Source organism: Altericroceibacterium xinjiangense, from assembly GCF_003958635.1.
GTDB classification, from domain to species: Bacteria; Pseudomonadota; Alphaproteobacteria; order Sphingomonadales; family Sphingomonadaceae; genus Altericroceibacterium_A; species Altericroceibacterium_A xinjiangense.
Genome location: NZ_RSEK01000002.1, coordinates 319,075 through 336,353, shown reverse-complemented (window position 1 = coordinate 336,353; position 17,279 = coordinate 319,075). Strand labels below are relative to the sequence as shown.

The 17,279-nt window shown below is 65.6% G+C and carries 15 protein-coding genes; 9 read left to right on the top strand and 6 right to left on the bottom strand.

The genetic code is table 11. From position 1 onward, the window contains the following. Positions 1 to 3: 3 nt before the first annotated feature. Complete coding sequence (locus ELY13_RS03875) at positions 4 to 1,647, bottom strand: electron transfer flavoprotein-ubiquinone oxidoreductase (protein ID WP_126172551.1); 1,644 nt, start codon at positions 1,645 to 1,647, stop codon at positions 4 to 6. An 83-nt stretch (positions 1,648 to 1,730) separates the two neighbouring features. Here ELY13_RS03875 and ELY13_RS03870 point away from each other — a divergent pair, with 83 nt between their 5' ends. The 5 genes from ELY13_RS03870 to ELY13_RS03850 all read left to right on the top strand — a co-directional run bounded on the left by ELY13_RS03870 (position 1,731) and on the right by ELY13_RS03850 (position 6,151). Next, positions 1,731 to 2,516: a uracil-DNA glycosylase family protein gene (locus tag ELY13_RS03870; protein WP_126172550.1), complete on the top strand. Its 786-nt coding sequence runs from the start codon at positions 1,731 to 1,733 to the stop codon at positions 2,514 to 2,516. Beyond that, positions 2,513 to 4,276 (top strand): lytic transglycosylase domain-containing protein, encoded by a 1,764-nt coding sequence (locus ELY13_RS03865; protein ID WP_126172549.1) that lies wholly within the window; start codon positions 2,513 to 2,515, stop codon positions 4,274 to 4,276. The genes ELY13_RS03870 and ELY13_RS03865 overlap by 4 nt, the downstream gene beginning before the upstream one ends. Beyond that, positions 4,276 to 4,803, top strand: a complete 528-nt coding sequence (gene moaB / locus ELY13_RS03860; protein ID WP_126172548.1) for a molybdenum cofactor biosynthesis protein B — start codon at positions 4,276 to 4,278, stop codon at positions 4,801 to 4,803. Before ELY13_RS03865 ends, moaB begins: the two co-directional genes overlap by 1 nt. A 63-nt stretch (positions 4,804 to 4,866) precedes the next feature. Further along, complete coding sequence (locus ELY13_RS03855) at positions 4,867 to 5,835, top strand: TIGR03885 family FMN-dependent LLM class oxidoreductase (RefSeq protein WP_126172547.1); 969 nt, start codon at positions 4,867 to 4,869, stop codon at positions 5,833 to 5,835. Between the two features lie 67 nt (positions 5,836 to 5,902). Continuing rightward, positions 5,903 to 6,151 carry a hypothetical protein gene (locus tag ELY13_RS03850; RefSeq protein ID WP_126172546.1) on the top strand — a complete coding sequence of 83 codons (249 nt, stop codon included), beginning with the start codon at positions 5,903 to 5,905 and terminating at the stop codon, positions 6,149 to 6,151. Positions 6,152 to 6,160: 9 nt separating this feature from the next. Here ELY13_RS03850 and dnaE read toward each other — a convergent pair whose 3' ends face one another. From dnaE to ELY13_RS03830, 4 genes are read right to left on the bottom strand one after another with little or no spacing between them, the layout of a single operon-like run. Further along, positions 6,161 to 9,634 carry a DNA polymerase III subunit alpha gene (gene dnaE, locus ELY13_RS03845; RefSeq protein WP_126172545.1) on the bottom strand — a complete coding sequence of 1,158 codons (3,474 nt, stop codon included), beginning with the start codon at positions 9,632 to 9,634 and terminating at the stop codon, positions 6,161 to 6,163. 52 nt (positions 9,635 to 9,686) lie between these two features. Continuing rightward, positions 9,687 to 9,980 (bottom strand): hypothetical protein, encoded by a 294-nt coding sequence (locus tag ELY13_RS03840; protein WP_126172544.1) that lies wholly within the window; start codon positions 9,978 to 9,980, stop codon positions 9,687 to 9,689. Positions 9,981 to 10,027: 47 nt separating this feature from the next. Continuing rightward, positions 10,028 to 10,702: an ABC transporter ATP-binding protein gene (locus ELY13_RS03835; RefSeq protein WP_126172543.1), complete on the bottom strand. Its 675-nt coding sequence runs from the start codon at positions 10,700 to 10,702 to the stop codon at positions 10,028 to 10,030. Beyond that, a complete protein-coding gene (locus tag ELY13_RS03830) occupies positions 10,695 to 11,936 on the bottom strand; it encodes a lipoprotein-releasing ABC transporter permease subunit (protein WP_126172542.1) in 1,242 nt (413 codons plus the stop codon). The genes ELY13_RS03835 and ELY13_RS03830 overlap by 8 nt, the downstream gene beginning before the upstream one ends. A 159-nt stretch (positions 11,937 to 12,095) precedes the next feature. On the opposite strand from ELY13_RS03830, the gene ELY13_RS03825 reads away from it, so the two are divergent. The 3 genes from ELY13_RS03825 to ELY13_RS03815 are packed head-to-tail and all read left to right on the top strand — an operon-like array spanning position 12,096 to position 14,681. Beyond that, complete coding sequence (locus tag ELY13_RS03825) at positions 12,096 to 13,532, top strand: cytochrome ubiquinol oxidase subunit I (RefSeq protein WP_126172541.1); 1,437 nt, start codon at positions 12,096 to 12,098, stop codon at positions 13,530 to 13,532. Between the two features lies 1 nt (position 13,533). Next, the gene (gene cydB / locus ELY13_RS03820) at positions 13,534 to 14,538 is read left to right on the top strand and encodes a cytochrome d ubiquinol oxidase subunit II (RefSeq protein WP_126172540.1); all 1,005 of its coding nucleotides are present in this window, start codon (positions 13,534 to 13,536) and stop codon (positions 14,536 to 14,538) included. Next, positions 14,538 to 14,681 carry a DUF2474 domain-containing protein gene (locus ELY13_RS03815; RefSeq protein WP_126172539.1) on the top strand — a complete coding sequence of 48 codons (144 nt, stop codon included), beginning with the start codon at positions 14,538 to 14,540 and terminating at the stop codon, positions 14,679 to 14,681. The genes cydB and ELY13_RS03815 overlap by 1 nt, the downstream gene beginning before the upstream one ends. 23 nt (positions 14,682 to 14,704) lie before the next feature. Here the strand turns inward: ELY13_RS03815 and recG are convergent, their stop codons facing one another. Then, entirely contained in the window at positions 14,705 to 16,762 is a 2,058-nt protein-coding gene (recG, locus tag ELY13_RS03810) for an ATP-dependent DNA helicase RecG (RefSeq protein ID WP_126172538.1), read from the bottom strand. Between the two features lie 120 nt (positions 16,763 to 16,882). On the opposite strand from recG, the gene ELY13_RS03805 reads away from it, so the two are divergent. Further along, positions 16,883 to 17,152 (top strand): FAD assembly factor SdhE, encoded by a 270-nt coding sequence (locus ELY13_RS03805; protein ID WP_126172537.1) that lies wholly within the window; start codon positions 16,883 to 16,885, stop codon positions 17,150 to 17,152. The last annotated feature ends 127 nt before the right edge of the window (positions 17,153 to 17,279 follow it).

Below are 17,279 nucleotides of genomic sequence, written 5' to 3'. Positions count from 1 at the left end.
CGATCACATGTTCGGGTAATTCGGACCGCCTCCGCCTTCGGGCGTGGTCCATTCGATGTTCTGCGGCGGGTCCTTGATGTCGCAGGTCTTGCAGTGGACGCAGTTCTGCGCGTTGATCACCAGCTTTGGGTCGCCTTCTTCCACGCCGACGTATTCGTAGACACCCGCCGGGCAATACCGGGTTTCCGGCCCGGCATAGACGGGCCAGTTGACCCGTTCCGGCACGCTCGGGTCCTTCAGCTTCAGGTGCGAAGGCTGGTCTTCCTCATGGTTGGTGCCGGACAGGAAGACGGAGGACAGCCGATCGAAGCTAAGCACGCCGTCTGGCTTGGGATAGTCGATCGGGCGGTGAAGATCCGCCCGGCGGGTCACCTCCGCATCGGTCCGGTGCTTCAGCGTGACAGGCAGGTTCACCCGGAGCGAACGCAGCCACATGTCCGCACCGGCCAGCACGGTGCCCACAGTGCCGCCGAACCTGGATACCAGCGGCTGCGCGTTGCGCACTCGTTGCAGTTCATCCGCGATCCAGCTGGACCGGACGGCGCTGTCGTAATCGCCAAGCTCCGTCTTCTCCTGCCCTGCGGCAATCGCGGCGGCGACGGATTCGGCGGCAAGCATTCCGCTTTTCATCGCAGTGTGCGTGCCCTTGATCCGCGGCACGTTAACGAACCCGGCCGAGCAGCCGATCAGCGCCCCGCCCGGAAAGGCGAGCTTCGGTACGGACTGCCACCCGCCTTCGTTGATCGCGCGCGCGCCGTAAGCCACGCGCTTGCCGCCTTCGATCTCGGCCCGGATCGCCGGATGGTGTTTCCAGCGCTGGAATTCCTCGAACGGGCTGACCCATGGATTCCGGTAATCGAGCGCGGTGACGAAGCCCAGGGCGACCTGCCCGTTCGCCTGATGGTACAGGAACCCGCCGCCCCAGCTTCCGCTTTCGGACAAGGGCCAGCCCTGGGTGTGGATCACCCGGCCGGGCTGGTGCCGTTCGGCAGGCACGTCCCACAGCTCCTTGATGCCGAGCCCATAGACTTGCGGCTGGCAACCGGCTTCGAGGGCGAAGCGTCCTTTCAGCCCCTTGGTCAGGTTGCCCCGCGCGCCTTCCGCCAGCAGCGTGTACTTCGCATGGAGTTCCATGCCCGGCTGGTAGTCGGCCTTGTGCAATCCATCGGCGGCGATGCCCATGTCCTGGGTCGCCACGCCCATCACCGCGCCGGTTTCATCCAGCAGCACTTCGGCGGCGGGAAAGCCGGGGAAGATCTGGACGCCCAGTTCCTCTGCCCGTTCGGCCAGCCAGCGGCAAAGATTGCCAAGGGAGCCGGTGTAACTGCCCTTGTTGCTCATCAAGCGGGGCATCAGGGCATGCGGAAGCTCCCGCTTGCCCGCGCGGCTGAGGACCCAGTGATGGTTCCCGGTTACGGGCACTTCGGCGAGCGAGCACGTCTCGCGCCAGTCGGGCAGCAGTTCGTCCAGCGCGCGCGGATCGACCACCGCGCCGGAAAGGATGTGCGCACCGACTTCGGAGCCTTTTTCCAGCACCACGACTTCAAGCGCTTCGTCGAGCTGCTTGAGCCGGATAGCGGCGGAAAGCCCGGCCGGACCGGCGCCGACGATCACCACGTCGACGGGCATGGATTCGCGTGTCGTCATCGGGACCGCACAGAGCCTGTTTTCACCATGCGGAAGGGACTTGCGCCCAGGGGAAGGGAAGGTCAAGACTTCCCCGGCAATCCATGAACGACCATTCCGCCCCTTCGCTCGCCGAGCAATTCGCCGCCGCGCACGCCTGGTGGGCGGATGCGGGGGTCGATTGCCTGTTCCACGATGAGCCCACGCCCTGGCTGGTCGATGAGCCCCCGGAAACGGCGGTACCGGCCCGGCCTGCCCGCACGGCCCCCGCCCCGCCTCCGCCCGAACCGAAGGTCCTTGTCGGAGGCGATCCGTCCGGCTGGCCGCAGGATCTGGCTGCGTTTCGTGATTGGTGGCTGGCCGAGCCGAGCCTCGATGCAGGCGGGGGCCATCCGCGCGTGCCGCCACGCGGAAAAGCCGGTGCAGAGTTGATGGTGATCGTGCCCGAGCCGGAAGCCGAGGACACGGAGAGCCTGCTGGCCGGTTCCCATGGACAGCTGATCGCGGGAATGCTTTCCGCGATGGGGCTGGCGGAAGACGAGGCCTATCTAGCCGCCGCGCTGCCGCGTCACACGCCGATGCCGGACTGGGCCGAACTGGCCGCGTCGGGAATGGACGCCGTGCTGCGCCATCATATCGGCCTCGTCAGCCCGAAACGGCTGCTGGTTCTGGGCGGCGGTATCCTGCCGCTTCTGGGGCACGATCCGGCGCAACCGCTCACCGGGGTGGACCAGACTGCGAGCGAATCGGGTATGATACTTACTCTCGCGGCGCGTGATCCCGGTTATCTCCTGCGACGGGCGGATGCCCGGGCCACACTTTGGCGGCGCTGGCTCGACTGGACGTCCAGTCCGGATGCAGCGGAACGGGACGAAATGAGGGTAACATGAAGCAGTTGATTGGTGCGCTTTTGGCGGTGGGAGTTCTGGCGCAGCCGGTCACGGCCCAGTCGACCGGGTCCCAGTCGACGCGCGAGTACTTCCTCGCGCGGCAGACCCAGCAGCCGGCGCCGCAGCTGTCGGCCATCGACCGGGATTACTATTCCCAAGTGTTCGGCGCGATCGATGCCGCCGATTGGGCGCGCGTGCAGGCGCTGCTGTTCCAGCGCGCAGACGGGCCGCTGCACACGGTGGCTCTGGCGGAATACTATCTGGCCGCAACATCCCCCCGGGTGGAATTGCCGCAAATCGAAGCCTGGCTTGCGAGGGGCAGCACACTGCCCTGGGCCGAACAGATGAGCCGGCTGGGCCTTACCCGCGGCGCGCAGAGCATGCCGGGGCTGCCGCTCGAAAACCGGCTGGTGCCGCAGCCCGGCATTCCCAAGCGGGTCCGCCCCTCCACGGTGGAGGACGGGACGATGCCGGATACGGTCCGCGAGCAAATCCTGGAGCGGATTACCAACGACGATCCCGACAGCGCGCGCCAGTTGCTGGACGGCGTGGACGCGACCCTCAGCCCCGAAGCCCGGGCCGAGTGGCGCCAGCGCGTCGCGTGGAGCTACTACATCGAGAACATGGACCCGCAGGCGCTGGCGATGGCGCAGACGGTTGCGGAGGGCCAGGGAGCCTGGGTCGCGGAAGGTGACTGGGTCGTCGGGCTCGCTGCCTGGCGGATGGACGATTGCGCGACCGCCCGGCATGGGTTCGAGCGCGCAGGCTATGGCGCGCAGAATTCCGAATTGCGCGCCGCCGGATACTACTGGGCCGCGCGCGCCTCGCTTCGCTGCCGGGAGCCGGAGCGCAGCGCCGAACTGCTCAAGACCGCGGCCGGGCAGGACGAGACGCTTTACGGCATGCTGGCGGCTGAGCAGCTGGGGCAGGACTTGCCCGGCCGCTATGCCCGCGCGGACCTGACCGACGCTGACTGGCGCAAGCTGCGTTCGCTGGAGAACGTGCGGCTCGCCCTCGCGCTGGCCGAGATCGGACGCGACGAACTGGCGAGCAAGCTTCTGATCCATCAGGCGAAGATCGGCGATCCAAGCGACTACGGCGCGTTGTCGCGCTTGGCCCGTGAGCTTGGGTTCACCCAGACGCAGCTCTACATGGCGCGGTACGCGCCGGCCGGCGGGCAGTCCGATCCGGCCTCGCGTTATCCGCTGCCGAAGTGGGCGCCGGTGACGGGCTGGCAAGTCGATCCGGCGCTGGCCTATGCCCACGCCCTGCAGGAATCGAACTTCCGCGCCAACGCGGTCAGCCCGGCAAAGGCGCAGGGGCTGATGCAGATCATGCCGGCGACCGCGCGTCTCCATGCGCCCGCTCTCAACCTCGATGCCGCATCGATGGACTTGCATGATCCGGCGATCAATCTCGCGCTTGGGCAGCAAAACCTGTCCATGCTGCGCGACAACAGCGCCACGCGCGGGGAATTGCCCAAGATCATGGCTGCGTACAACGCCGGTCTGGGCCCGGTGACCCGCTGGAACACCGAGGTGAACGACCAGGGCGATCCGCTGCTTTACATGGAGTCGATCCCCTACTGGGAGACGCGCGGCTATGTCGCGATCGTGATGCGCAATTACTGGATGTATGAGCGGCAGGCGAACGCCGCATCGCCCAGCCGTTATGCGCTGGCGCAGAATGCCTGGCCGACCTTCCCGGAAGATCAGGCGCAGCCGAACGGCCGGACCTACCTGTCGGCACGGAACGACTGATGGCGATCGACGAGAGCCGGAGTTTCAAGCCGATCAACATCGCCGTCCTGACCGTATCCGATACCCGGGGGCCGGAGGAGGACACGTCCGGGGACATCCTAGCCGAACGCGTGCGCAGCAAAGGGCACACCCTTGCTGCCCGCGCGATCGAGAAAGACGATGCCGACGCGATCGTCCGCCGGCTGAACCAGTGGATCGACGATCCGGCGATCGACGCAATCGTATCGACCGGCGGCACCGGGCTGACCGGGCGCGACGTGACGCCGGAAGCGCTCGACCGGATCAAGGACAAGGCGATCGAGGGGTTCGGAGAACTGTTCCGCTGGATCAGCTACCGCACCATCGGCACCTCCACCGTGCAGTCGCGTGCCTGCGCCGTCGTGGCGCGCGGGACGTATGTCTTCGCCCTGCCCGGATCCAACGGCGCGGTGAGGGACGGGTGGGACGGCATTCTTGCCGAACAGCTCGATAGCCGGAACCGGCCTTGCAACTTCGTGGAGCTGATGCCCCGCCTCAGGGAAACGTAACCGGAACCGGGGCCGAGTGCCCGCCGTTGCCTTGGGGTCACCAACCATTGGTTCGAGGTTCCCATCAAGATCGGTTTTCACGCTTCGCATGAGCAGTTCCCGCCGGAGGAACTGCTGAAGCTTGCTTCGCTGGCGCAGCAGGCCGGGTTCGACGCGGCCATGTGTTCGGATCATTTCCATCCCTGGAGCCCGTCGCAGGGCCAGTCGGGATTTACCTGGTCATGGCTGGGGGCGGCGATGCAGGCGACGCAACTGCCGTTCGGCACGATGGCGATCCCGGGAGGCTGGCGCTACCATCCCGCGATCGTCGCGCAGGCCGGGGCAACCCTGTCGCGCATGTTTCCCGGTCGGTTCCTGTGGCTGGCGCTCGGCAGCGGAGAAGCTTTGAATGAGCGCATCGTCGGTCAGGGATGGCCGGAAAAAGCCGAACGGAACCGCCGCCTGAAGGAAGCGGCCGAGATCATCCGCGCGCTCTGGGCCGGGGAGACGGTCAACCGCGACGGCGCGATCCCCGTTGAAGACGCCCGGCTCTACACCGGCCCGCACGATCCGCCGCCCTTGCTGTACGGTGCCGCGCTCAGCCCCGAAACGGCCGGATGGCTTGGCGGCTGGGCCGATGGGCTGCTGACGGTCGGCGCGAAGACAGAGCAGTTGCGCCCGATTGTCGACGCGTTCCGCCGGGGCGGCGGCGAGGGAAAGAAGCTGGGCCTGCAAGTCCATGTTTCCTGGGCAGCCAGCGAGGAGGAAGCGCGTGAACAGGCGCACACGCACTGGCGGTTCAACGTGGTGCCGCCCGGCGCTGCGGAACTACTCCGGACGCCGGAGCAATTCGACGCCGCAACCAGCACCGTGCGCCCCGAAGACATGGAAGATTATGTCCTGATGTCCCCCGATCCAGCCTTCTACGTCGAGGCGTTGCGCGAGTTTCGCTCCCTCGGATTCGAGGAGATTTACGTCCATAACGTCGGGACGAACCAGCGGGAGTTCGTCGAAGCATTCGGGCGCGAGGTGCTCCCTCACCTGCATGAATGATGCGAACGCCCGAGGAACCGTGTGCCGCAGGCGCCGTTCATCCGTGAAATTCAATCAGGAGACAAATATGCGCACGATCCTTCTGGCGATCTCCGCCGGCGGCCTTCTTCTCGCCGGATGTTCCGAGAGTACGGAAACCACTGCGGAGCAGACGGTCGATTCCGCCGCCACCGACACCGCTGCGAACACTGAGTTCGTCGTGGACGAAACCTCCGAGGCCATAAGCGAAGCCGAAGCAAGGCTCGACCACGGAGCGACGCAGAGGGATGGCGGCAGCGATACCGACCCGGTCGGCGCCGGAGGCCTGGACAACTGACGAGTTCGTTCAGGCCACCAGCCGCAGCCTTGCCGGGTTGCGGTTGGCGGCAAGCGAGACATTCGCCAGACCGTCGATTTGCGCCAGCCGCTCAGCCAGATCGCCGTCCAGCGTGAAATCCCGGCCCAGCCGCACCGTTGCTTCCCGGTCACCGTCCAGCCGTAGCCGCGCCACGACCTCACCCCGGCCGCTGCCCTTCTCGCCTTCAGCCAGGGCAAGGCGCAGTTCCTGCACCGCCTCCAAAGTGGCGACGTCCAGCGTCAGCACCATGCGGGCCGAGTTGGTTACTTCGGCTAGCGGCCGCGCGCCGCGCACGGTAACGCGCGGCGGTTCTTCCGGACTGGGGGAATCGAGCTCCACGTTCAGCAGCACGCAGGTGCCGTCTTCCGCCCAGCGCTGGAAGTTATCGACCAGCGATTCCTCGAAGCACGCGGCGCTGAACTGGCCGGAGCTGTCCGAGAAATCGGCCCGGATGAATTCTCCGCCGCGCCGGGTGCGCCCCTTGCTGACGCTTTCCACCATCGCGGCCATCACCGCCTGCTGGCGCCCACCAGTGACCCCGCTTTCCATCAGGCTGACATAGCTGCGCGCCCCGTTGGCCGAGGCAATCGCGCGGTACTGCCCGACCGGATGCGCGGCGAAATAGAACCCGAAGTTCTCCCGTTCGGCGGCCATCTGTTCGGACCGGGACCACGCAGGTGCATCGGCAAGGCGCAGCGCCGGTTCGACGCTTTCCTCTCCGCCGAACAAGCCGCCTTGCCCGCTTGACCGCTCACGCACTGCGGCTTCCGAGACGGCCAGCAGGATATCGGCGTTGGCCAGCACCTTCGCCCGGTTCGGCTCCAGCCCGTCGAACGCCCCGGCTGCGGCCAGGCTTTCCAGCTGGCGGCGGTTCATCGCGCCTTGCGGCATGCGGCGGAACACGTCCTCCAGGCTTTCGAAGCGGCCTTTTGCTTCCCGTTCGGCGACAACTTGCTCCATCGCCTTTTCCCCGACGTTGCGGATCCCGGCCAGCGCGTAGCGCACGGCGTGGCCGTCTTCCGTCTGTTCGACCATGAACTCGGCTTCGGAAGCGTTGATATCGGGGCCGAGCAGGGTCAGCCCGTTGCGCCGCAAGTCATCGACGAACACGGCCAGCTTTTCCGACTGGTGCATGTCGAAACACATCGCCGCGGCGTAGAATTCTTCCGGATAATGCGTTTTCAGCCACGCCGTCTGGTAGGAGAGCAGCGCGTAGGCGGCGGCGTGCGACTTGTTGAAACCGTAGCCGGCGAACTTGTCGATCAAGTCGAACAGCTCGTTCGCCTTCGCCTTTTCGATCCCGGACACCTCCTTGCACCCTTCGACAAAGCGGAGGCGCTGGGCGTCCATTTCGGCCTGGATCTTCTTGCCCATTGCGCGGCGCAGAAGGTCCGCATCCCCGAGCGAATAGCCGGCCAGGATCTGCGCGGCCTGCATCACTTGTTCCTGATAGACGAAGATGCCGTAGGTTTCGGCCAGCACGCCTTCCAGCTTGGCGTGCGGGTACTCGATCGCGACTTCGCCGTTCTTGCGCTTTCCGAACAGCGGGATGTTGTCCATCGGGCCGGGCCGGTAGAGCGAGACGAGCGCGATGATATCTTCAAACCGGGTGGGCTTCACCGCCGCGAGGGTGCGGCGCATGCCTTCCGATTCCAGCTGGAACACGCCGACCGTGTCGCCGCGCTGGAGCAATTCGTAAACCTGCGCATCGTCCCAGGCCAGCGTGTCCAGATCGACCTCGATCCCGCGCCGCGCCAGCAAGTCCACCGCCTTGCGCAGGACGGACAGGGTCTTCAGGCCGAGGAAGTCGAACTTGACCAGCCCCGCGTCCTCAACATGTTTCATGTTGAACTGCGTCACCGGCATATCGGAGCGCGGATCGCGGTAAAGCGGCACGAGCTGCGCCAGCGGGCGATCCCCGATCACGACGCCTGCCGCGTGGGTGGAGCTGTTGCGCGGGAAACCTTCCAGCTGCATCGCCAGATCGATCAGCCGCTTGACCTCATTGTCGTTGGTGTATTCCCGCTTGAAGTCCGCCACGCCGTTGAGCGCGCGCGGCAGTGTCCACGGATCGGTCGGGTGGTTGGGCACCAGCTTGCACAACCGGTCCACCTGTCCATAGCTCATCTGCAGGATGCGCCCGCAATCGCGCAGCACCGCGCGGGCCTTCAGCTTGCCGAAGGTGATGATCTGGGCGACGTGATCCTCACCGTACTTCTGCTGGACGTAGCGGATCACTTCCCCGCGCCGGGTTTCGCAGAAGTCGATGTCGAAGTCCGGCATCGAGACGCGTTCCGGGTTGAGGAAGCGTTCGAACAGCAGGCCGAGCCGGATCGGATCGAGATCGGTGATCGTCAGCGCCCACGCGACCAGCGATCCCGCGCCGGAACCGCGCCCCGGGCCCACCGGGATTCCTTGCGCCTTCGCCCACTTGATGAAGTCGGCAACGATCAGGAAGTAGCCGGGGAATCCCATGCGGGTGATGATCCCGATTTCGTAATCGAGCCGCTCCGCGTATTCCTGCCGCTGTTCGTCCGTCAGGTCCTCGTACTGCGCCAGCCGATCCGCCAGACCGGCGCGCGCGTCGTCGGCGAGCATCCGCTCTTCGCCTGTCCTGTCGCCGGCCAGGCTGGGCAGGATCGGCTTGCGCTTCGGCGGAGCGAAGGCGCAGCGCTGGGCGATCACCAGCGTGTTGGCGGTCGCTTCCGGAAGGTCGGCGAATTCCTCTTCCATCATCGCGGCGGACTTCACCCAGCCGTCCTTCAGCGAACGCGGGCGGTCGTCGGCATCGATTTGGGTCGAATTGGCAATGCACAGCATCGCATCGTGCGCGGCGTGCATGTGCGGTTCGGCGAAGTTGGCCGGGTTGGTCGCGACCAGCGGCAAGTCGCGATCATATGCGAGGTCGATCAGCGCGCCTTCGGCCGCTTCTTCCACCGGATTGTCCCGCCGGGCGATCTCGACGTAAAGCCGCCCGGGAAACAGGGCGACCAGTCGGTCTGCCAGCGCATGGGCGTGCCGGCTCTGCCCTTCGGCTAACAGGCGGGTGAGCCCGCCCTCGCCTGCGCCGGTGAGCGCGATCAGGCCGTCGCTGCGGCCTTCCAGATCCTGCAGCTGGACGTGGGGTTCAAGCTCCAGCGGCCGATCGAGGTGGGCGCGGCTGACGAGGTGGCACAAGTTGTTCCAACCGTCTTCATCCTGCGCAAACAGCGGCAGGTAGTCGATCGTCCCGCCTTCGCCGCGTGCCACCCCGAGCAAGGTCCCGATGATCGGCTGGACGCCGGCGCCCTTGCAGGCGGCGGCGAATTCCATCGTGCCGTAAAGGCCGTTGCGGTCGCACACCGCAATTGCCGGAAACCCGCGCTCCTTCGCGAGCTTGGCAATCACCTTCGGTTCGATCGCCCCTTCGAGCATCGAATAGGAAGACAAGATGCGAAGGGGCACGAAAGGAGCGAACGGCATCGCTCCAAGCTAGGGGCTTTCGGAAGCTTTGCGAAGCCTCAGGTGCCGGTTTTCAGAACGATTTTCCCATCTTTCCGGGGAAATCGTCCCGCGCGGCCAAAGCCATGATTTCGGCGGTGCCAAGTTCATGGTCGCCAGCCTTTTCAATCACGTAGCGTTCCCGCTCCCCTTCCGGCATCCGGCTGACGCGCGCGACCATTTCCGCCAGGGTACCCCGTCCGATCGTCTTCATCCCGTTGAAGAGACCATCGGCTTCGCCCTTCAGGTGGAGCATGGCATGGTCTTCCCATTCGATGCCGTGGGGATTGGTGTCGACAGCCTTGTAGGTGCTGGGGTGGTCGGTCATTCGGATCTCCTTTGCCCATGAAAACGCATGAGGCGGGGAGAAGGTTTCTATTCCAGCAGGCCTTCGTGCAGCCGCACGACCCGGTCCATTCGCAGGGCCAGCCGTTCGTTATGAGTCGCGACCAGCGCAGAGCTTCCCTGCCCGCGGACGAGATTGAGAAATTCCGCCAGCACCCGGTCGGCGGTCGCTTCGTCAAGGTTGCCGGTCGGCTCATCCGCGAGCACGAGCTTTGGCCGGTTGGACAAGGCGCGGGCCACGGCGACGCGCTGCTGTTCCCCGCCTGAAAGCTGGCTGGGGCGGTGACCCACGCGCTTTTCCAGTCCGAGAGCGCCCAGCAGCTCTCGCGCCCGCTCCTCCGATTCGGCCCGGCTGCGGTGGGCGACGAGTTGCGGCAGGACGACGTTCTCCAGCGCGGTGAAGTCCGGAAGCAAGTGGTGGAACTGGTACACGAAGCCAAGGTGACTGCGCCGCAGCGCGGTGCGATCGTCTCCGGAAAGCTGGGTCGCGTCGGTGCCCGCGATCCGGATCTGCCCGCCGAACCCGCCTTCCAGCAGGCCGACCGCTTGCAGCATGGTCGATTTCCCGGACCCGGACGGGCCGAGCAAGGCGACGATTTCGCCCGGCATGATCGACAGGTTCACGCCGCGCAGCACGTCGATCCGCACGCCACCTTGGGTGAAGCTGCGCGTCAGGTCGATCAGTTCGACAATAGGCTCATTCATAGCGCAGGACCTGCACGGGATCGGTGCTCGCCGCCTTGAAGGCAGGATACAGCGTGGCGAGGAAACTGAAGACCAGGGACATGACTGTGATGGCGAGGACTTCGCCCGGGTCTGTCCGGGCGGGAAGTTCTGTCAGGAAACGGACTTGCGGATCCCACAGGTTCTGCCCGCTTGCGATCTCGATCGCCCGCACGATCGACTGCCGGAAGTAGAGCACAACGAAACCGAGGATCAGCCCCGCGACCGTGCCGATCGCGCCGATCAGGAATCCCGTGGTGACGAATATCTTCAGCAGGCTGCGGCGCGTTGCTCCCATCGTGCGCATGATCGCGATGTCCCGTGTCTTCGAACGCACCAGCATGATCAGCGAGGACAGGATGTTAAACACCGCGACCAGCACGATGATCGACAGGACGAAGAACATCGCCACGCGTTCCACCTGCAAGGCTTCGAACAGCGAGGCGTTGATGGTTTTCCAGTCGGCGATCACGGCCTGACCGGACAGCTTCGGGATCAGCGGGGCGACCGTTTCGCCCACCGTTTCCGGATCGGTAGTGGTGATCTCGATCATGCCGATGGTGTCGCCGGTCAGCAGCAAGGTCTGCGCGTTGGGGATCGGCATGATGACGAAGGCCTGGTCGTAATCGTAGACGCCGACTTCGAAGATTGCCGCGACCGTATAGCCGACCTGCCGCGGAACTGTGCCGAAAGGCGTGGAGCGGCCCTGCGGATTGATCACCGTGATCACGTCCCCGACGGTGAGGCCGAGATTCATCGCCAGCCGCGACCCGATGGCGACGTTGTTCTGATCGGGTTGCAGCCCCGCGAGCGAGCCGGCGACGATGTTCGGCTGGAGCCGGGCAATGTCTTCCGGAGTGTTGCCGCGCACCAGCACGGCTTCGGCGCGGCCGTTGTAGGTCGCCAGCAGAGGCTGTTCGATCAGCGGCGTCGCCCGGACCACGCCCGGCGTATTGCGCGCTTCCTCCAGCACGTCCTGCCAGTTGTCGAGCCGTCCGCCGTAAGCCTGGATGATGGCATGGCCGTTTAAGCCGACGATCTTGTCGATCAGTTCACCGCGAAAGCCGTTCATCACGCTCATCACGATGACGAGGGCGGCGACGCCCAACATCACCGCGACAAGGCTGATGCCGGCCACCAGCGCAATGAACGCCTCACTGCGGCCGGGCAGCATGTATCGCTTGGCGATGGTCCATTCGAAGGGGGAAAGGATCAAGCGGTTCGCTTCATGCTGTTAAAAGGTGACGCGGTGTAGGCAGGCCGGCAAGGCGAAGCAACCTGCTATTGGGGCGAACCGCAGGGCGCTCGCGAAGCTGGCTGCACCTGTCGCCCCGGCCGCGTTTCCCATTCCGGCGCAAAGGGGGTATGGGGGGCCATGCTGGATGGATTCGACGCTCTCCTCCTCGCCCGTTTTCAGTTCGCCTTCACGGTCAGCTTTCACTTCATCTTTCCGGCCTTCTCGATCGGCCTCGCATCGTTTCTGGCGGTGCTGGAAGGATTGTGGCTGTACACACAGAAGCGGCTTTACCTCGATCTCTTCCGATACTGGCTGAAGATCTTCGCCATCACCTTTGCGATGGGCGTCGTTTCGGGACTGGTCATGTCCTACCAGTTCGGCACCAACTGGTCGGTGTTCTCCGACAAGGCGGGGCCGGTTATCGGGCCGGTGATGGCCTATGAAGTGTTGACGGCCTTTTTCCTCGAGGCCGGGTTTCTGGGCGTGATGCTGTTCGGCATGGGGCGCGTCGGGCCAAAGCTGCACTTTTCCGCCACCTGCATGGTCGCGCTCGGCACGTTTGTTTCCGCTTTCTGGATCCTCTCGGTCAACAGCTGGATGCAGACCCCGGCCGGTTTCATCATCGGCGAAAACGGCCAGTTCCTGCCGGGTGACAGCTGGTTCGACATCATCTTCAATCCCAGCTTTCCGTACCGGCTGACCCACACGGTGATTGCCGCCTATCTCACCACCGCCTTCGTGGTCGGCGCAGTCGGTGCGTGGCACCTGTTGCGGGACCGCAGCAACGTGCACGCCCGCAAGATGTTTTCCATGGCGATGTGGATGGCCGCGCTGGTTGCTCCGGTGCAGATCTTCGTCGGGGACATGCACGGGCTCAACACCCTTGAGCACCAGCCGGTGAAGGTCATGGCAATGGAAGGGCATTTCCAGGGGCATTCGGAAGGCGCGCCGCTGATCCTGTTCGGGATACCGGACAGTGCGCAAGAGCGGGTGAACTATGCGATCGAGGTTCCCTACGCGTCCTCTCTCATCCTCAAGCATGATCCCTACGCGCCGCTTGCCGGGCTCGACAGCGTGCCCAAAAGCGAACGGCCGCCGGTCGGGATCGTGTTCTGGGCTTTCCGGATCATGGTGATGATCGGCTTCGCGATGCTGGGCCTCGGCCTGTGGAGCCTGATCGCGCGCTGGCGCAAACGCTTGTACGACTGGACATGGCTGCACCGCGCCGCGCTTGTCATGGGGCCGTCCGGGTTTATCGCGGTCATTGCAGGCTGGGTCACGAACGAGGTCGGACGCCAGCCGTACACGGTCTATGGCTATCTGCGCACGGCGGACAGCGTCAGCCCGCTGGCCGCTCCCGCTGTTGCGGCTTCGCTGATTGCCTTCATCGTCATCTACTTCGCAGTCTTCGGCATCGGCACGTGGTACATCCTGCGCCTGATGCACCACATCCCGCATCCCGGCGAAACCGGCGTGAAGGCCGGCGATCGCGGGCCGATCCGCACTGCCGGGATCACGCCGGGGCCAAGCCAGAACCCCGGCCATTCACCGACCTTCCCGGACGGGGAGCCATAGGATGATCGATTTCGACCTGACCGTCGTCTGGGCGTTCATCATCGCCTTCGCGGTGTTCGCCTATGTAGTGATGGACGGTTTCGACCTTGGCATCGGCATCCTGTTTCCCAGCTTCGCCCACGGGGAAGAACGGGACAAGGCGATGAATTCCATTGCGCCGGTGTGGGACGGGAACGAGACCTGGCTGATCCTCGGTGGCGGCGGGCTGCTTGCCGCGTTCCCGCTTGCCTATGCGGTGATCCTGCCCGCGACCTATCCGCTGATCATCGCGATGCTGCTGGGACTGATCTTTCGCGGCGTCGCCTTCGAGTTCCGCTGGCGGGACGAGCGGCACCGGCCGTTCTGGGACCTGGCCTTTTCCGGCGGCTCGCTGGTCGCGGCGCTGGCGCAGGGAATGACGCTGGGCGCGCTGCTGCAGGGGATCGAGGTCGCGGACCGGGCCTATGCCGGAAGCTGGTGGGACTGGCTCACGCCGTACACGCTGCTGACCGGGCTTGGAGTGGTTGCCGGATACGCGATGCTCGGCGCGTGCTGGCTGATCTGGAAGACGTCCGGCAGCGGACAGGACCATGCCTATCGCATGGCGTTCTGGGCCGCGATTGCCACGCTGGTGCTGCTGGTGGCCGTCAGCCTCTATACGCCGCTGCTGGAAGAACAGTATTTCCGCCGCTGGTTCGAGATGCCCAACGTGCTGTTCGCGGCGCAAGTGCCACTGCTGACGGCGGTGCTTGCCTTCGCGCTGTTCCGGTCCTTGGTGAAGCGCAGGCAGGGAGCGCCGTTCCTGCTGGCGCTGGGCATCTTCCTGCTCGGCATGGCGGGTCTTGGCGTGTCGATGTGGCCCTATGTCGTGCCGCGGGCGCTGACCATCTGGGACGCAGCCGCGCCGGAAAGCAGCCAGATATTCATGCTGATCGGCGTGGCCATCACCATGCCGCTGATCCTGGCCTATACCGCGTGGGCATACTGGGTATTCCGCGGCAAGGTTGGCGATGAGGGCTACCACTGATGCGTGACTGGCCTTCCGACTTGCGTGAGGCGGACAACCAGCCCTTGTGGAAGCGGCTGGCGTGGATGGCGGCCATCTGGGCGATGAGCGTCGCGGCACTGGGCACGGTCGCTTACATCATCCGGTGGTGGCTCAACGGATAGGACGGGTTCGGTTCGGCGCGGGCTTATCCGCCCCTCAGCAGTTGCACGCCCCAGTCCCGTTCGAACAAATAGAGCAGCAGCCGCGCGGCTTGGCCCCGCTCGCTCGCCAGCCCCCGGTCACGCTCCACCAGCAGGCGCGCGTCGTCGTGGGCAATCGGCAGCAGGCGCTGGATCTGCTCCAGGTCCGCGATGCGGAACGGGCTGTCGCCAGACTGGCGCGTGCCGAGCAATTCGCCCCCGCCGCGCAGGCGCAAGTCCTCTTCCGCCAGCACGAAGCCGTCCTGCGTCTCCCGCATCAGGGCCAGCCGTTCGCGCCCGGTTTCCGACACCGCATCGCCGCGCAGCAGGATGCAAACCGATTTCTTGGTTCCCCGCCCCACCCGGCCGCGCAGCTGGTGGAGCTGTGCCAGGCCGAAGCGTTCCGCCTGCTCGATCACCATCAGAGTGGCGTTGGGCACGTCCACGCCAACCTCGATCACCGTGGTCGCGACCAGCAGCTTCGCGTCTCCTCGGGCGAAGCGTTCCATCGCCGCGTCCTTGAGGTCCGGCTTCAGTTGTCCGTGCACCAGCACGACCGCGTCGCCGAAGCGCTCCTTCATCGCAAGGTAGCGCGCCTCGGCCGCGGCGATGTCTTCCGTTTCGCTGTCGCGCACCATCGGGCACACCCAATAGGCCTGGCTGCCGCCGTCGATCTGCCGGGCGATGCCGTCCACCACTTCGGCCATACGCTCCGCCGAGATGACCCGGGTATCGATCGCCTGCCGGCCGGGGGGCAGTTCATCCAGCCGGGAGACTTCCATTTCCCCGTACTGCGCCAGTGTCAGCGTGCGCGGGATCGGGGTGGCCGTCATCGCCAGCGTGTGCGGCGTCACGCGGCCCTTCTGCGTCAGCATCAGTCGCTGACCGACCCCGAAGCGGTGCTGTTCGTCGATCACCACCAGTCCGAGGTCCTTGTAGGCGACCGATTCCTGGAAAATCGCATGCGTGCCGACGATGATGTCGATGCTGCCGTCGAGCAGCCCCATCAGGATCGATTCCCGGTTGCGGCCCTTGTCGCGGCCCGTCAGCAGCGCAACGTTCACCCCGGTCGGCCCCGCCATCCGGTAGAGCGTTTCGTAATGCTGGCGGGCGAGGATTTCCGTGGGCGCGAGCATCGCCGCCTGCGCGCCCGCTTCGACCGCGATCAGCATCGCTTCCAGCGCCACCACCGTCTTGCCCGATCCGACATCGCCTTGCAGCAGCCGCAGCATCGGGCAGTCCTGTTCAAGGTCGCCCGCGATTTCACCGATCGAGCGCGTTTGCGCATCGGTTAACGGGAACGGCAGGTTCAGCTTGTCACGGAAGCGGCCGTTCCCCCTTAGCGGACGTCCGCGTCGGCGGCGGTTGTCCGACCGGACCAGCATCAGCGCAAGGCTGTTGGCCAGCAGTTCGTCATAAGCGAGCCGATCGCGCGCGGCGGGGTGATCGTTCCGGTGGGCAAGATGCAGCGCCTCACGCCAGACGGGCCATTTCTCCCGCGCCATCAGTCCCGGCTCGATCCACTCGGGCATTTCCGGCGTGCGTTCCAGCGCCTGGCTGACGAGGCTGCCGACCTTGGGCTGGGTCAGCCCTTCGGCGAGGGGATAGACGGGCTCGATCAGCTTGCCGAAAGCGGCGTCGCCATCATCGCTGACGTGTTCCGGATGCACGATCTGGAGCATCTGGCCGTACTGTTCCAGCTTGCCTGCGATCCAGCGCTTCGCCCCGATCGGCAGTTGCCGCCGCGCGCTGTACGAAGCGCGGCCGAACCACGTCAGCGAACAGACGTTGCCCTTCGCGTCCGTGGCCAGCGCCCGGAACGGCCCGCGCCCGGCGCTCGCCCGGTGCTCCACCACGGTCAGCGAGACGACGATCTGTTCGCCGACGCCCGCTTCATCGAGATCGGTCACCGCGCGGCGCTGCACGAACCGGTCCGGGAAATGATAGATCACGTCCCGCACCCGTGTGAGGCCAAGCTTTTCCAGCGGCTTGCGGATCTTCGGCCCCACGCCCTCGAGCGATTCGGTTTCGACGAACAGGGGATTGAGGCTCTCTGGGCGCATGATCGCTACATAGCGGCGGCGGCGAGCGCGGCAAACGCTCCTTTCTCCGTTTGTTCCAGGTTTTGCGCAGCGGCGTGGATCGTGCTTGCCAGTCCGTATCCGGGTGCGTAGTGGGCGGGCATGACCGAGCTTTCCCATCGCCTCGCCCGTGCGCGGTTTCGTGCCTGGCATCGCGGCACGCGGGAGGCCGATTTCCTGATCGGCGGCTTCTTCGATCGGCATCACGCCCAATGGGGCGACACCGAACTAAGCTGGTTCGAGGTGCTGCTGGATGAGCAGGACGTGGACGTGATGGCCTGGGCGATCGGGGCGGAACCGGTCCCCGAGCAATTCGACGGGCCGCAGATGGCTGCGCTGCAGAAACTCGATTACGTCACGCCGTTCGGCTGACCCGGCTCCTCGACCACGGGCCCCTCGACCAACGGGGAGGTTGAGCGCGGACGGGCTTCGTTCTAGCGGGGATGCAAAGCTGCCGGCGCAACCGCTCCGGCGGTTCCTGCGCGTGCGCGGAACGCAC

Bases quoted from the DNA above. Each gene is read 5' to 3' on its own strand.
- ELY13_RS03850 (WP_126172546.1), top strand. From the start codon at position 5,903: ATGCGCACGATCCTTCTGGCGATCTCCGCCGGCGGCCTTCTTCTCGCC.
- ELY13_RS03875 (WP_126172551.1), bottom strand. From the start codon at position 1,647: ATGACGACACGCGAATCCATGCCCGTCGACGTGGTGATCGTCGGCGCC.
- cydB (WP_126172540.1), top strand. From the start codon at position 13,534: ATGATCGATTTCGACCTGACCGTCGTCTGGGCGTTCATCATCGCCTTC.
- ELY13_RS03870 (WP_126172550.1), top strand. From the start codon at position 1,731: ATGAACGACCATTCCGCCCCTTCGCTCGCCGAGCAATTCGCCGCCGCG.
- ELY13_RS03805 (WP_126172537.1), top strand. From the start codon at position 16,883: ATGACCGAGCTTTCCCATCGCCTCGCCCGTGCGCGGTTTCGTGCCTGG.
- dnaE (WP_126172545.1), bottom strand. From the start codon at position 9,634: ATGCCGTTCGCTCCTTTCGTGCCCCTTCGCATCTTGTCTTCCTATTCG.
- ELY13_RS03825 (WP_126172541.1), top strand. From the start codon at position 12,096: ATGCTGGATGGATTCGACGCTCTCCTCCTCGCCCGTTTTCAGTTCGCC.
- ELY13_RS03840 (WP_126172544.1), bottom strand. From the start codon at position 9,980: ATGACCGACCACCCCAGCACCTACAAGGCTGTCGACACCAATCCCCAC.
- ELY13_RS03815 (WP_126172539.1), top strand. From the start codon at position 14,538: ATGCGTGACTGGCCTTCCGACTTGCGTGAGGCGGACAACCAGCCCTTG.
- ELY13_RS03865 (WP_126172549.1), top strand. From the start codon at position 2,513: ATGAAGCAGTTGATTGGTGCGCTTTTGGCGGTGGGAGTTCTGGCGCAG.
- moaB (WP_126172548.1), top strand. From the start codon at position 4,276: ATGGCGATCGACGAGAGCCGGAGTTTCAAGCCGATCAACATCGCCGTC.
- ELY13_RS03835 (WP_126172543.1), bottom strand. From the start codon at position 10,702: ATGAATGAGCCTATTGTCGAACTGATCGACCTGACGCGCAGCTTCACC.
- recG (WP_126172538.1), bottom strand. From the start codon at position 16,762: ATGCGCCCAGAGAGCCTCAATCCCCTGTTCGTCGAAACCGAATCGCTC.